The 14,044-nt window shown below is 37.8% G+C and carries 15 protein-coding genes; all 15 read left to right on the top strand.

Going from position 1 to position 14,044, the window contains the following annotated elements; all coding sequences use genetic code 11:
• Positions 1–58: 58 nt before the first annotated feature.
• The 15 genes from spoIIIAE to recN all read left to right on the top strand — a co-directional run bounded on the left by spoIIIAE (position 59) and on the right by recN (position 13,973).
• Entirely contained in the window at positions 59–1,264 is a 1,206-nt protein-coding gene (gene spoIIIAE, locus R4Z10_RS15625; protein WP_338470222.1) for a stage III sporulation protein AE, read from the top strand.
• A gap of 11 nt (positions 1,265–1,275) precedes the next feature.
• Positions 1,276–1,908 carry a stage III sporulation protein AF gene (spoIIIAF, locus tag R4Z10_RS15620; RefSeq protein ID WP_338470221.1) on the top strand — a complete coding sequence of 211 codons (633 nt, stop codon included), beginning with the start codon at positions 1,276–1,278 and terminating at the stop codon, positions 1,906–1,908.
• Positions 1,908–2,576, top strand: a complete 669-nt coding sequence (gene spoIIIAG, locus R4Z10_RS15615; protein ID WP_338470220.1) for a stage III sporulation protein AG — start codon at positions 1,908–1,910, stop codon at positions 2,574–2,576. The genes spoIIIAF and spoIIIAG overlap by 1 nt, the downstream gene beginning before the upstream one ends.
• Positions 2,577–2,580: 4 nt before the next feature.
• Positions 2,581–3,168 (top strand): SpoIIIAH-like family protein, encoded by a 588-nt coding sequence (locus tag R4Z10_RS15610; RefSeq protein ID WP_338470219.1) that lies wholly within the window; start codon positions 2,581–2,583, stop codon positions 3,166–3,168.
• A gap of 253 nt (positions 3,169–3,421) precedes the next feature.
• Positions 3,422–3,919 carry an acetyl-CoA carboxylase biotin carboxyl carrier protein gene (gene accB / locus R4Z10_RS15605; protein ID WP_338470218.1) on the top strand — a complete coding sequence of 166 codons (498 nt, stop codon included), beginning with the start codon at positions 3,422–3,424 and terminating at the stop codon, positions 3,917–3,919.
• A gap of 15 nt (positions 3,920–3,934) precedes the next feature.
• Positions 3,935–5,293 carry an acetyl-CoA carboxylase biotin carboxylase subunit gene (gene accC / locus R4Z10_RS15600; protein WP_338470217.1) on the top strand — a complete coding sequence of 453 codons (1,359 nt, stop codon included), beginning with the start codon at positions 3,935–3,937 and terminating at the stop codon, positions 5,291–5,293.
• A gap of 16 nt (positions 5,294–5,309) precedes the next feature.
• Complete coding sequence (locus R4Z10_RS15595) at positions 5,310–5,717, top strand: Asp23/Gls24 family envelope stress response protein (protein WP_338470216.1); 408 nt, start codon at positions 5,310–5,312, stop codon at positions 5,715–5,717.
• Between the two features lie 221 nt (positions 5,718–5,938).
• A complete protein-coding gene (gene nusB, locus R4Z10_RS15590; protein ID WP_338470215.1) occupies positions 5,939–6,355 on the top strand; it encodes a transcription antitermination factor NusB in 417 nt (138 codons plus the stop codon).
• A 106-nt stretch (positions 6,356–6,461) separates the two neighbouring features.
• Entirely contained in the window at positions 6,462–7,802 is a 1,341-nt protein-coding gene (gene xseA, locus R4Z10_RS15585) for an exodeoxyribonuclease VII large subunit (RefSeq protein WP_338470214.1), read from the top strand.
• 5 nt (positions 7,803–7,807) lie between these two features.
• A complete protein-coding gene (gene xseB, locus R4Z10_RS15580; protein ID WP_338470213.1) occupies positions 7,808–8,044 on the top strand; it encodes an exodeoxyribonuclease VII small subunit in 237 nt (78 codons plus the stop codon).
• A gap of 3 nt (positions 8,045–8,047) precedes the next feature.
• The gene (locus tag R4Z10_RS15575) at positions 8,048–8,941 is read left to right on the top strand and encodes a polyprenyl synthetase family protein (RefSeq protein WP_338470212.1); all 894 of its coding nucleotides are present in this window, start codon (positions 8,048–8,050) and stop codon (positions 8,939–8,941) included.
• A gap of 53 nt (positions 8,942–8,994) precedes the next feature.
• Entirely contained in the window at positions 8,995–10,887 is a 1,893-nt protein-coding gene (gene dxs / locus R4Z10_RS15570) for a 1-deoxy-D-xylulose-5-phosphate synthase (RefSeq protein WP_338470211.1), read from the top strand.
• Between the two features lie 5 nt (positions 10,888–10,892).
• Positions 10,893–11,726 carry a TlyA family RNA methyltransferase gene (locus R4Z10_RS15565; RefSeq protein WP_338470210.1) on the top strand — a complete coding sequence of 278 codons (834 nt, stop codon included), beginning with the start codon at positions 10,893–10,895 and terminating at the stop codon, positions 11,724–11,726.
• Positions 11,727–11,808: 82 nt separating this feature from the next.
• Complete coding sequence (gene argR / locus R4Z10_RS15560; protein WP_338470209.1) at positions 11,809–12,258, top strand: transcriptional regulator ArgR; 450 nt, start codon at positions 11,809–11,811, stop codon at positions 12,256–12,258.
• A gap of 17 nt (positions 12,259–12,275) precedes the next feature.
• The gene (recN, locus tag R4Z10_RS15555) at positions 12,276–13,973 is read left to right on the top strand and encodes a DNA repair protein RecN (protein WP_338470208.1); all 1,698 of its coding nucleotides are present in this window, start codon (positions 12,276–12,278) and stop codon (positions 13,971–13,973) included.
• The last annotated feature ends 71 nt before the right edge of the window (positions 13,974–14,044 follow it).

Genomic DNA, 14,044 nt, shown 5'->3' with positions numbered 1-14,044 from the left:
ACGGGGAGAATTTGATTGATTTTAGCAACAGGTCAATTTCAAATTAGAGGTGAAAGAAATGAAGCAGCGGTTTTCTCTTGTTCTGCTATTATTTTTGGTACTATTTTTTCTCCTCATTCCTACTGTACAAGCTTCACCACAAACACCATTCGAGAATGATCATGTGGAAAATGGACTTCAGGATGCGGTCAATTCCCAAATCGAATCATTAAATTTGGATGAATTGAAAGGGTTTTGGGAGGATGTTATGAACGAGTATGGCGGTTTTTTGCCAGAAAGTCAAAAGGGAAGTTTATATGATTTTATTAAAGGTGAGAAGGAATTTTCCTTAAAAGAATGGTTTACAGGAATGTTAAAGTATGCATTTCATGAATTCGTGGCAAATGGCAAGCTTTTAGGAGCTCTAGTGATATTAACCATTTTCAGTATGTTTTTACAATCGTTACAAAACGCTTTTGAAAATGGAGCGATCAGTAAAGCAGCCTATGCGGTTGTGTTTATGGTGTTGGCAATTATAGCATTGAACAGTTTCTATGTTGCAACTACTTATGCTGTTCAAGCTATCACTAACATGACAAGCTTTATTATGGCGTTAATCCCATTATTATTAGCATTAATTGCAGCATCAGGTGGGCTTGTATCAGCAGCCTTTTTTCATCCAGTCATTTTATTTCTAATGAATATTAGTGGTTTATTTATAAAATCGATTGTGTTGCCATTATTATTTTTAGCCACCTTACTAAGTGTGGTCAGCACCTTAAGTGAGCAATATAAAGTGTCTCAACTTGCAAAACTGCTTAGAAATGGAAGTATCTCCTTGTTAGGCTTATTTTTTACCATCTTTCTCGGGGTGATTTCTGTACAGGGTGCCTCAGCCGCTGTTACAGATGGGATAACCCTTCGAACAGCTAAGTTTATAACCGGAAATTTCATCCCTGTAATCGGAAGGATGTTTTCCGATGCAACCGATACGGTTGTAAGTGCTTCTGTACTATTAAAAAATACAGTTGGGATCGTTGGAGTTGCTATATTACTTATGATTGTCGCTTTTCCAGCAGTAAAAATTCTTATGATCGCCCTCATCTATAAATTTTCAGCAGCGGTTTTACAGCCATTAGGAGGAGGGCCAATTATATCATGTCTTGATATTATTGGTAAAAGTATTATTTATGTATTTGCAGCTCTTGCCATTGTCTCTTTAATGTTCTTTTTAAGCATTACCGTGATCGTTGCAGCTGGAAACTTAACAGTGATGGTTAGGTAGGTGAGCGAATAATGGAATTTATTAAAGAATGGGTTACAAATATTATTCTATTTGTTCTATTTGCTACTTTAATCGATATGCTCCTGCCGACCTCTAAATTTCAAAAATATACAAAAATGGTGATTGGACTGCTATTAATTTCAATCATTCTTACACCTATTTTTAAATTATTTTCAACTGATTTTGAAGAGACATTTGCGGCAGCCATTCCAATGTGGGAACAAAATAAAGAAGGTCAAATAAAAAATTCAATTGATTTGCAAAAAAGTGAAATACAAGCCTCTCATCATGCATATATTTTAGAACAGATGGCTGTCCAACTTAAAGAGGACGCAGAGGAGGAGTTGATGGATCAATTTGAAGTAGTCATTACAGATCTTGAAGTAGTAGTAGACGAAGCAGATGAACGTCCCTTCCCGGAGAATTTACAAAAGGTAGTGATTCATTTAGATGAGGGAGCAGAAGCTGAAAATGCGGTTGAAGCGGTGAAGCCAATAGATATTAATACAAATGGGCCACTTAAAGAGGAAACAACAAATAGTAAGATTGAAAAGGACAAAATGATTCAACTTCTTTCAGATAAATGGAGGATCAATGAAGAGATTATTGAACTTCAAATAGAAGGGGGGGACAAGGAACAATAATGAAACAGGAAAAGGGACCTTTGTCATGGTTAAAGAGGCAATTTTCAAAAGATGAAAATGCTGCTGATAAGAAAAAGGGAAAATATCCTTATTTAATACTCGTTCTCCTATTTGGAACAGGATTTATGTTGATTAGTAATCTACTTTCAAATGATGGAACTTCAAAAGAAGCGGTACCAACATTAGGCAGAGGGGGAGAAGAAAAGCAAGCTGATGTAGAAACATTTGGGCAAAAGAATTCAGAAAAGGATAGTCTAATAGATGAATATGAGAGAACATATGAATCACAGTTAAAAGAAGCACTTGATGCAATTGTCGGTGTAGACGATGTGACCGTTGTCGTTAATGTAGATTCCACAGAAACAAAAGTTTTTGAGAAAAATAGAAATACACAAACACAGTTAACTGATGAAACCGACCGTGAAGGCGGCAAACGAAAAGTTGAAGACCAATCGATAGAGGAACAGCTTGTGATTATACAAAATGGTGAAAAGGAAGTACCGATTGTAGCTGAAACGAAGAAGCCAGAAATTCGCGGCGTCCTTGTCGTTGCAAAAGGTGCTGATAACATTCAAGTGAAAAAGTGGATTGTTGAAGCTGTCACTCGGGTTTTAGATGTACCGAGTCACCGTGTCGCTGTAATGCCGAAGAAAACGAAGGAGGAGTAAAAGAATGTTATTGAAGAAGCAAACCGTTTGGTTATTAACAATGTTGAGTTTGGTTGTTGTATTGTCAGTCTACTATATCACTTCACCGGAGCAGCAACAAAATGAGTTAGCAGCAGTTGATCAGCAAGAGGAAAAAGAGCAACAAGCGGGTGAAACTACAAAGGATAATGAAGAAATAGCTCCAGATGCAAAAACAGAAGAAGCTGAATCAAAAGATGCAGAAATTATTACAAATGCAGCTGGCGACGAAGCATTCGAAACGATGCGTATGCAATTAATGGATGAGCGTAGTCAATTAAAAGAGGAACTGGAGAAAAAGATAGCATCTACAGATCTACCTGCTGAGGAACGTAGCGAAGCAAAAGAACAAATGAATGAATTAAATGAAATTGCAAACAAGGAAGTACTACTTGAAACATTAATTAAAGCAATGAATTACGAAGATGTTCTCGTTCGTGCCGATGACGACCAAGTAAACATTACAGTTAAGGCTGAAAAGCAATCAAAGACAGAAGCAAATAAAATTATTCAGACAGTTAGAAGCGAATTAGGACCACTTCATGCAGTTGTTGAATTTCAAAATGTTCAATAAGTAGGGGGTAACTAGGAGAGGTGAGAGAGAATATTTTCACCCTCCTTTTTCGCGTTCAGCGGAGTCTCAGAGTTTTTATGGGCATTTTATGAACAGTTCAATAAAAGCCTAAACGCAAATTCAGTAGGTAAAATTAACCTTTTACAAATTTCTACGAGAATATACAAAATACAGATGTTGTAATTATATTCGATCTTATCGTATGATATTAATATCTAGTATTAATTTTTTTAGTTCAGGAGGATCTTAATCCATGTTAAAAGTACAAGAAATTCGAGAATTGATTAAAGTGATCGATCAATCTTCTATAGAGGAATTTACATTTGAACAAGAAGGTTCTAAGATAAAAATTAAGAAGAAATCTGGTATGGAAGCTGGAGTTGTTCATTCCGTTCCACAACCAGTAGCTGTTACAGTTCCACAACCAGTTGTAGAACAACAGCCTGTTAACCAAGTAGCTACAGAAAGCCAACCAGTTGCCCAACAAGCAACCCAAACAAATGAAACGAACTTACATAAAATCACTTCTCCAATGGTTGGGACATTCTATCATTCATCATCACCTGATGCAGAGCCATATGTGAAGGTTGGTTCTAAAGTATCTACAGATTCGATTGTATGTATTGTAGAAGCAATGAAACTCTTTAATGAAATTGAAGCTGAGGTAAACGGTGAAATTGTAGAAGTTCTAGTTAAAAACGGACAACTTGTTGAATATGGTCAACCATTATTTTTAGTAAAACCGGAGTAAAGAGGGGCTTTTTAAATGATCAAAAAATTATTAATTGCAAATAGAGGGGAAATCGCTGTCCGAATTATTCGTGCCTGTCGGGAGCTAGGCATTGAAACCGTGGCAGTTTATTCAGAAGCAGATAAAGAAGCTCTTCATGTCCAGTTGGCAGACGAAGCCTACTGTATAGGGCCAACTGCTTCAAAAGATAGCTATTTAAACTTCACAAATATCATTAGTGTAGCCACTTTAACGGGGTGTAATGCGATTCATCCTGGCTATGGATTTCTCGCTGAAAATGCTGGTTTTGCGGAACTATGCCGTGATTGCAACATTATCTTTGTTGGTCCAAGTCCTGAGGCTATTTCCAAAATGGGAACAAAGGATATTGCCCGAGAAACGATGCGAGAGGCTGGTGTACCGATTGTTCCTGGGTCAAAGGGGATCATTGATACAATTGAAGATGCGATAGAATTAGCAAATGAAATTCAATATCCAGTTATTATCAAAGCAACTGCCGGTGGGGGCGGCAAGGGAATTCGTGTTGCACGTGATGAGGCTGAGTTAGTCAAAGGAATTAATATCACTCAACAAGAAGCGATGACAGCGTTTGGGAATCCCGGAGTCTATATTGAAAAATATATAGAGGATTTCCGTCATGTTGAAATTCAGGTAATGGCAGATAACTATGGCAATGTTATTCATCTTGGTGAACGTGATTGTTCCATTCAGAGACGTTTACAAAAATTATTAGAGGAGTCTCCATCACCAGCTTTAGATAGTGAAATGCGGGCTGAAATGGGCGAAGCTGCAGTCAAGGCGGCCAAGGCTGTTGAATATACTGGAGCAGGTACGGTAGAATTTATTTATGATTATCAGAACCGTAAATTTTACTTTATGGAGATGAATACGCGCATTCAAGTAGAACATCCGGTCACTGAAATGGTAACAGGTACGGACTTAGTAAAAGAACAAATCTTAGTTGCATCTGGTGAGAAATTAAGCTTGTCACAAGACGATGTCACATTTAACGGATGGTCGATCGAATGTCGAATTAATGCCGAAAATCCTGAAAAGAATTTTATGCCTTCAGCAGGGAAAATAAACATGTATCTAGCCCCAGGCGGTTTAGGTGTTCGCGTTGATTCCGCCGTCTATCCTGGGTACATAATTCCTCCTTATTATGATTCTATGATTGCAAAGGTTATTACGCATGGAAAAACACGTGATGAAGCGATTGCGAAAATGAAGAGAGCGTTGAGTGAATTTGTCATTGAAGGAGTTCATACAACGATTCCGTTTCATATGAGATTATTAAGTCATGAACAATTCGTCAGTGGCGAATTTAATACCAAATTTTTAGAAAAGCATGATGTAATGAAATCAGAAAAATAAAAAGGGAGGTACCATGATGACAGTAAATAATATTCTTGAAATGAGTTCGAGTAATAATAGTCTGGGAAAAGTGGAAATTGCTCCTGAAGTAATTGAGGTAATTGCCGGAATTGCTGCATCTGAAGTTGATGGAGTTGCTCAAATGAGAGGCAACTTTGCTACAGGTGTTGTAGAACGGTTAGGGAAAAAAAACCATGGAAAAGGTGTCAAAGTCGAATTATTAGAAGAAGGAATTAAAGTGGATGTCTATTGCGTTATGAAGTTTGGTGTATCCATTCCGAACGTAGCCCAAGGGATCCAAAACAATATCCGTCAGGCATTATTAGATATGACTGCATTAGATGCCGTTGAAATTAATATCCATGTAGTTGGAATCCAATTTGAACAGCTAAATCCCGAACCTGAAATAGAAGATGAAATGTAACAACTTATAATACCAAGGACACCCGTCTTTGGTATTTTTTTTGTAACTTAATAGGAAGTTTATGAGAAAATGATAAAGGAATGTGATAATCTCCTGTATTTATGCTATTATCTTGTTAGGTAAAATTGGATAAGCTAGGAATACATAACGTGTTATGCCATTTTAAAGCAAACACTTTTTTTATGATTGTTCATGCATCTTTATTAAAGGAGTTAAAATAAATGAAACGAAGAACCGCTAGAGAAAAGGCGTTGCAAGCAATTTTTCAAATCGATATGAATGAAACGACACCTGGAGAAGCCATTCAATATGTATTAGATGGCAAGTCCAATGATGACTATTTAGAAAAGCTTGTAGTAGGAGTTGCTGAACAACGAGATGAAATTGATTCTATTCTTAAAGATCATTTGGAAAAATGGTCCATCGAACGTTTAGCGAATGTTGATCGGAATATAATGAGGTTGGCTATATATGAAATGATTTATTGTGAGGAAGATGTTCCTGTAAATGTGGCTATTAATGAAGCTATCGAAGTAGCCAAGATATTTGGTGATGATGAATCAAGTAAATTTGTCAATAGTGTCCTTTCTAAAGTAAAACAGTCAATCGAAAAATCTTCACTTAAAGACAAAAAATAATGAAATTATTGCTATAATGATATAATTATTTTATTAAATGATTCTTGTCTGCCCCTCTAACTTAATATAAAAGGGTTGAATCATTCGATAAGGGAGTTTATATAGAATGGAGAAGCGTTTTTTAACGGTTGCGGCCTTAACGAAATATATAAAACGAAAATTTGACGTAGACCCACATTTGCACGATTGCATGGTAAAAGGGGAAATTTCTAATTTTAAACAACATTCCAGTGGTCATATGTATTTTACCTTAAAAGATGAGAAAGCTCGAATTCTAGCTGTGATGTTCTCGAGCGCAAACCGTAAAATCAAATTCACACCGGAAAATGGAATGAAGATATTAGTTCGTGGGGATGTCTCTGTATATGAAGGGAGTGGACAGTACCAAATTTATGTTCAGGAAATGCAGCCGGATGGAGTTGGTGATCTTTACTTAGCATTCGAACAATTAAAAGAAAAGCTAAGCATAGAAGGCCTTTTTGATTTTGAAAATAAAAAACCAATCCCAAAGTTTCCTGTAACCGTAGGTGTAGTTACTTCACCAACAGGTGCTGCTATTCGAGATATCATTACCACGATTAAACGTCGTTATCCGATTGCAAAAATCTTAATTTTTCCAGCGCTTGTTCAAGGTGACCAAGCAGGTCCATCTGTGGCGACAGCTATTGAAAAGGCGAATAACGAACAATATGGAATCGATGTATTAATTATCGGACGTGGCGGTGGCTCGATCGAAGAATTATGCGCTTTTAACGAGGAAGTGGTGGCCCGAGCGATTCACCATTCGAAGGTACCGATTATTTCAGCGGTTGGACATGAAACCGATTTTACAATTGCCGATTTTGTCGCTGATTTACGGGCACCTACCCCAACAGCCGCAGCAGAACTCGCAGTACCACATATTGAAGAGATACTGGAGCGTGTATTAACGAGACAAACTCGTTTAATGAGGGCAATGAAAGAAAAGGTTAGTTTCCAAAGAAATCAACTGGAACGAATAAAGAAATCGTATGCATTCCGTTATCCACAGCGCTTATATGAACAAAAACTAGAACAACTCGATCGGACAACCGAATCACTTGTTACTAACTCCAAGAAGCTGATAACCTCAAAGCAAACTGAATTACTGCAATTGGATAAGCGTTTGTCAAGAAATCATCCAGATAGCAAAATCCAAAAAGCAATTGAAGATCAAAGGAAAAATACAAGGGCTTTGTATCGAGCGATGTCGATCATTCTGGCTAAAAAACAGGCGGAATTTAAAAACACACTAACGGCTCTTGAGGCATTAAGCCCATTAAAAATAATGGAACGTGGGTACAGTTTAACTTATAACGAGAACGGGAACCTAGTAAAAAGCGTTAACGATGCAAACATAAATGATACGGTCAAAATTGCACTAACAGATGGTAATCTTACCTGTCAGGTAGTAGGGAAAGAGGAGTGATGAAGGTGACTGAAGAGACTGAAACTGTCACATTTGAGGAGGCAATGGAAGAGTTAGAAACCATTGTTGAGAAACTTGAAGAAGGGGATGTCCCATTAGAGGAAGCAATTTCTATTTATAAAAAAGGAATGGAGCTATCAAAGCTTTGTCACGATAAGTTGAAAAATGTTGAGGAGCAATTAACACAAATTTTAACAGTTGATGGACAAAAACAAACGTTTTCCATGCAAGAGGAGGAATAGGCTTTGCCAAACACACAATTAGATACCTTTTCAACGGAGTATAAGGAATTAATTGAAAAGCAGTTTCGAGAAAGTATTGAGGGTCTCAAGGCACCGAATATTTTAAAAGAGTCCATGTTGTACTCTCTTGAAGCAGGGGGAAAACGGATTCGGCCACTTTTACTTTTTGCTACCATCGATGCACTTCAAAAAGACCCTGTGACCGGCCTTCATGCTGCCGCTGCGATCGAGATGATTCACACCTATTCCTTAATCCATGATGACTTACCTAGCATGGATGACGATGATTTAAGAAGAGGCAAGCCGACAAACCACATCGTTTTTGGGGAGGCCAATGCGGTTTTAGCAGGAGACGCGCTTTTAACCTATAGTTTTCAATTACTAGCTCAAGCACCGGAAACTTCGATCCCGCTTAAAAGCAAATTAGAACTAGTTCAGTTACTTGCCCAATCTGCAGGAGCTGAGGGCATGGTCGGTGGACAAGTTGCAGATATGATTGGGGAAGAAAAAGCATTAACGCTTGAAGAATTAGAATATATTCATTTGCATAAAACAGGGAAGTTATTAACTTGTAGTATATTGTCAGGGGCAATTATTGCAGAAGCAACGAAAGAACAAATGGAACACTTGGAGAAATTTGCTTATCATTTAGGATTGGCCTTTCAAATTCGTGATGACCTCCTTGATATTAGTGGTGATGAAAGTGTGATTGGAAAGCCTATTGGCAGTGACAGTGAAAATCATAAAACAACCTATCCTTCTCTTTTAGGTGTTCGTGGTGCAGAAGAAGCCTTAGACCAGCATTATCAACAGGCTAAAGAAATGCTTAAAAAAATAGGTAGAAATACGCAAATATTGGAAGAGTTAACAGAGTTAATAGTCAAACGAAATCATTGATCGTTCGTTATAACCATTTTGGTAATATGTAATGAAAGTGAGTGATCCAAAGAATGGATCTTTTAAACATCAAAGAACCTTCCTTTCTTAAAGACCTTTCCATTAAAGAATTAGAAGCATTAAGTCAAGACATTCGTCAGTTTTTAATAGAAAAGCTGTCTGTTACGGGTGGTCATATAGGACCTAATCTAGGAGTTGTCGAGCTGACAATCGCTTTACATACGTGCTTTGATAGTCCTCAAGATAAAATTCTTTGGGATGTAGGGCATCAATCCTATGTTCATAAAATATTAACAGGACGAGCCAGTGAGTTTGATTCATTACGACAATATAAGGGGTTAAGCGGCTTTCCAAAAATGGCTGAAAGTGTTCACGATGTTTGGGAAACGGGCCATAGTTCCACCTCCTTATCAGCTGCTATGGGTATGGCGATTGCGCGAGATTTAAAACAAGAGGACTCGTACGTTATTCCAGTTATTGGGGATGGGGCCCTGACAGGCGGGATGGCTTTAGAAGCCTTAAATCATATTGGTGATGAAAAGAAGAATATGATTGTTGTTTTAAATGATAATGAAATGTCGATTGCACCAAATGTAGGAGCTCTCCATGGAATTCTTGGGCGGTTAAGAACAGCAGGAAAGTATCAGTGGGCAAAGGATGAACTAGAATATTTAATGCGTAAAGTCCCTGCTGTGGGAGGAAAACTAGCGGACACAGCAGAGCGGATTAAGGATAGTCTGAAATATTTGCTTGTTTCGGGTGTCTTTTTTGAAGAAATGGGCTTTACCTATTTGGGACCTGTAGATGGTCATGATTATGAAGATTTATTTGAGCAAATTAGCTATGCAAAGAAAACAGAAGGCCCAATTCTTCTTCATGTATTAACGAAAAAGGGAAAAGGGTATAAACCGGCTGAAACGGATCGAATTGGAAATTGGCATGGAACAGGTCCATATAAAATAGATACAGGTGATTTTATTAAACCAGTTGAATCGCCACCTGCTTGGAGCAAACTAGTTAGTGAAACCGTCCGTAAGCTTGCAAGAGAGGATAAACGGATTGTCGCTATTACACCAGCGATGCCTGTTGGCTCGAAGTTGGAAGGATTTGCTAGTGAATTTCCAGATCGAATGTTTGATGTCGGTATTGCGGAACAACATGCAGCAACAGTTGCCGCTGGCTTAGCAACACAAAAAATGAAACCTTATTTAGCTATCTATTCAACTTTCTTGCAGCGGGCCTATGATCAAGTTCTTCATGATATTTGCCGGCAAAAGTTAAATGTGTTTATCGGAATTGATCGGGCGGGTCTTGTCGGAGCGGACGGGGAAACCCATCATGGAATCTATGATATTTCGTTCTTACGTCATTTACCGAATATGGTATTAATGATGCCAAAAGACGAAAATGAAGGTCAACATATGGTTTATACGGCACTGAAGTATGATGAAGGACCTATTAGTATGCGTTTCCCACGTGGCAATGGCATCGGGGTACCTTTAGATGAGACTTTAAAGGAAATTCAAATCGGAACATGGGAAGTGTTGAAAGAAGGTCATGATGCCGTTATCTTAACCTTTGGTACGACAATCCCAATGGCGATGAAGGCCGCTGCTGTACTTGAAAAACAAGGCAGCTCTGTCAAGGTAATCAATGCTCGCTTCATCAAACCGTTAGATACGAAAATGTTACATTCATTGCTCCAATTAAATATACCGATTCTGACCATTGAAGAAGCGGCGGTACAAGGTGGATTTGGCAGCGCAGTTTTAGAGTTTGCCCATGAGGAAGGATACCATCATGCTGAAATCTCTCGCATGGGGATACCAGATTATTTTGTCGAACATGGAAGTGTGAAAGAACTATATGTGGAAATTGGATTAACACCGGAGGAAATTGTTAAACAAATCGACTCAATGGTGATTAAAAAACAAAAAAGGGCTTGAACATGATGAAGAAAGAACGTGTAGATGTTTTATTAGTAGAACAAGGGCTATTTGAAACGAGAGAAAAAGCAAAACGAGCGATCATGGCTGGAATTGTCTATAGTAACGAAGAACGGCTTGATAAGCCAGGTGAGAAAATTACAGTTGATTCTAATCTTACTGTCAAAGGAAAAACTCTCCCCTATGTGAGTAGGGGAGGTTTAAAGTTGGAAAAGGCTTTAAAAGAGTTTAATTTAGATGTTAACCAAAAAGTCTTATTGGACATCGGTTCCTCAACAGGCGGCTTTACTGATTGTGCTTTGCAAAATGGTGCTGTCATGTCCTATGCTGTTGATGTTGGATACAATCAATTGGCTTGGAAACTTCGCAATGATGACAGGGTCATTGTGATGGAACGGACTAATTTTCGCTATGTAACGCCTAGTGATTTACAAGGACCTATGCCTAACTTTGCCTCTATTGATGTATCGTTTATCTCTTTAAAATTAATTCTCCCCGTTTTGAAAACTCTATTGGTGCCAGGAAGCGATGTAGTTGCTTTAGTAAAGCCGCAATTTGAGGCCGGAAGAGAGCAAGTCGGAAAGAAAGGGATCGTTAGAGATGCTAAAGTTCACGAGCAAGTCATCGCAGAAATCATTGACTTTGCTTTACAAATAGGTTTTGATATTAAAAATCTTTCATTTTCTCCAATCACCGGTGGCGATGGAAATATTGAATTTCTGCTTCACATGTGCTGGTCTGGACGAGCTGAAGACCAACAGGGGACTAATGAATTAACGGTGACCCCAAGTGAAATTGTGCAAAGTGCCCATGATGTGTTAAAGAAAAAAGCAGAATAAAAGTTGAAAATGATCCGATTGAAATGTAAAGAAATTGGTTAATAGGAAGTAGTTTTGTTAGGGCAGTTAAAGAGGTGATACGATGTCAAAAGGACAACGGCATATAAAAATTAGGGATATAATCGCTAATAATGAAATTGAAACACAAGATGATTTAGTATTAGCGCTAAAAAATGCGGGCTATAATGTGACACAAGCGACTGTGTCACGCGACATTAAAGAATTGCATTTAATTAAAGTGCCTCTTGCAGATGGACGCTATAAATACAGTTTACCCGCTGATCAACGCTTCAATCCGTTGCAGAAATTGAAACGAAACTTAATGGATGCATTCGTCCGTATTGATTCTGCTGGGCATCTTCTCGTGTTAAAGACTTTGCCGGGAAATGCAATGGCGATTGCAGCCTTAATTGATAATTTAGACTGGGATGATGTTGTTGGGACAGTTAGTGGGGATGATACCATTTTGGTGATTTGCAGAACGGAAAAAGATACAGAGATTGTTTCAAATCGTTTTCTTGATTTACTCTAATGGGGAGTGGATTTTAAATGCTTAGTGAATTATCAATTAAAAATTTTGCGATCATTGAAACCCTTTCAATTTCATTTGAAAAGGGACTAACCGTATTGACGGGTGAAACAGGAGCAGGCAAGTCCATTATTATTGATGCTATTCATTTGCTTGTCGGTGGAAGAGGGTCTTCAGATTTTGTGCGCCATGGGGAAAATAGGGCAGAGATTGAAGGCCTTTTTTTACTTGAGAAATCGACACATCCCGTCATATCAAAAGCGCAGGAATTAGGAATAGATATCGAAGACGAAATGATCGTCTTGCGCCGTGAAATAACGAAAAGCGGAAAAAGTGTGTGTAGAATTAATGGAAAACTTGTGACGATTTCAATCCTTCGTGAAATTGGGGCAAGACTTGTCGACATACATGGACAACATGAACATCAAGAACTAATGGATGAGTCTAAGCATCTTTCTCTTCTTGATCAGTTTGGACATAAGAAAATTTCAGCAGCATTATTGGAATATAGACGAGTTTATGATGAATATCAACAGGCATTACGTAAGTTAAAAAGTTTAACTGAAAATGAGCAACAAACTGCACAAAGAGTTGATTTATACCAATTTCAATTAAATGAAATTGAACAAGCGCAATTACAATTAGATGAGGATGAAGCTTTATTAGAGGAGAAGAAGCGACTCTCTAACTTTGAGCGTATTTATGAAGCGATACAAGCTAGTTATTCAGCTCTTAAAGATGAACAAAAGGGTTTGGATTGGATCGGGCTAGTCATGGGGCAATTGGAGGATGCAGCAGGATTAAACTCTGAATATAAAGAACTGGCTGAATCTGTATCCAATAGTTATTATATGTTAGAAGAAGCAGCTTCAAGCCTTAGAGGAGAATTGGAATTATTGGAGTTTGATCCTGAACGCTTGAATGAAATTGAAAATCGATTAAATGAAATTAATGGATTGAAGCGAAAGTATGGGCAATCGATTGCTGGAATTTTAGAATACGGTGCGAAAATTGAGGAAGAATTGGAAACACTACTGAATAAAGAAAGTCATATTGATCAGTTAAAGAAAGTTTTGATATCCTTAAAAAAGGACTTAATGATTGAAGGACAAGAGTTAACAACATTACGAACTCGGTTAGCGGATAAATTAACAAACTCAATTCATCGTGAACTAAAAGAATTATATATGCAAAAAACTGTTTTTGAAGTACATATCAATAGTGGTGAATCACATATTTCTAGTACAGGGATGGATCAGGTTGAATTTTATATTTCCACAAATCCTGGAGAACCATTGAAACCATTGTCAAAGATTGCCTCAGGAGGAGAACTTTCCCGGATTATGCTTGCATTAAAAAGTATTTTTTCCAAACATCAGGAAATTACTTCAATTATTTTTGATGAAGTGGATACAGGAGTCAGTGGGCGAGTTGCTCAGGCAATTGCCGAAAAAATCTATAAGGTTTCAATTGGTTCGCAGGTCCTCTGCATTTCACATTTGCCACAAGTTGCTGCCATGTCAGATACCCATCTTTATATTGAAAAGGAAATCCTTGAAGGTCGTACGAGAACAAGGGTGAAAAAACTAAACGATGACGGAAAAATAAAGGAAATCGGCCGTATGATCTCAGGTGTAGAGATAACCGATATTACAAAAGAACATGCAAAAGAATTGTTAGTAACCGCTCAAGAAATGAAAGTACACGAATCTCTGTAGCCATGCCGATTGGTTCAGAGATTTTTTTGAAATTTAAGGTTAAGTTATGAAACCAAAAAGAATACGACTTC

It is taken from the genome of Niallia sp. XMNu-256 (assembly GCF_036670015.1).
GTDB lineage: Bacteria > Bacillota > Bacilli > Bacillales > Cytobacillaceae > Bacillus_BD.
The sequence above is the reverse complement of the archived record's forward strand: the minus strand, read 5'-3'. Positions and strand labels throughout refer to the sequence as shown.

Bases quoted from the DNA above. Each gene is read 5' to 3' on its own strand.
- accC (WP_338470217.1), top strand. From the start codon at position 3,935: ATGATCAAAAAATTATTAATTGCAAATAGAGGGGAAATCGCTGTCCGA.
- spoIIIAE (WP_338470222.1), top strand. From the start codon at position 59: ATGAAGCAGCGGTTTTCTCTTGTTCTGCTATTATTTTTGGTACTATTT.
- recN (WP_338470208.1), top strand. From the start codon at position 12,276: ATGCTTAGTGAATTATCAATTAAAAATTTTGCGATCATTGAAACCCTT.
- spoIIIAF (WP_338470221.1), top strand. From the start codon at position 1,276: ATGGAATTTATTAAAGAATGGGTTACAAATATTATTCTATTTGTTCTA.
- xseA (WP_338470214.1), top strand. From the start codon at position 6,462: ATGGAGAAGCGTTTTTTAACGGTTGCGGCCTTAACGAAATATATAAAA.
- R4Z10_RS15610 (WP_338470219.1), top strand. From the start codon at position 2,581: ATGTTATTGAAGAAGCAAACCGTTTGGTTATTAACAATGTTGAGTTTG.
- accB (WP_338470218.1), top strand. From the start codon at position 3,422: ATGTTAAAAGTACAAGAAATTCGAGAATTGATTAAAGTGATCGATCAA.
- R4Z10_RS15595 (WP_338470216.1), top strand. From the start codon at position 5,310: ATGACAGTAAATAATATTCTTGAAATGAGTTCGAGTAATAATAGTCTG.
- argR (WP_338470209.1), top strand. From the start codon at position 11,809: ATGTCAAAAGGACAACGGCATATAAAAATTAGGGATATAATCGCTAAT.
- dxs (WP_338470211.1), top strand. From the start codon at position 8,995: ATGGATCTTTTAAACATCAAAGAACCTTCCTTTCTTAAAGACCTTTCC.
- R4Z10_RS15565 (WP_338470210.1), top strand. From the start codon at position 10,893: ATGAAGAAAGAACGTGTAGATGTTTTATTAGTAGAACAAGGGCTATTT.
- spoIIIAG (WP_338470220.1), top strand. From the start codon at position 1,908: ATGAAACAGGAAAAGGGACCTTTGTCATGGTTAAAGAGGCAATTTTCA.
- nusB (WP_338470215.1), top strand. From the start codon at position 5,939: ATGAAACGAAGAACCGCTAGAGAAAAGGCGTTGCAAGCAATTTTTCAA.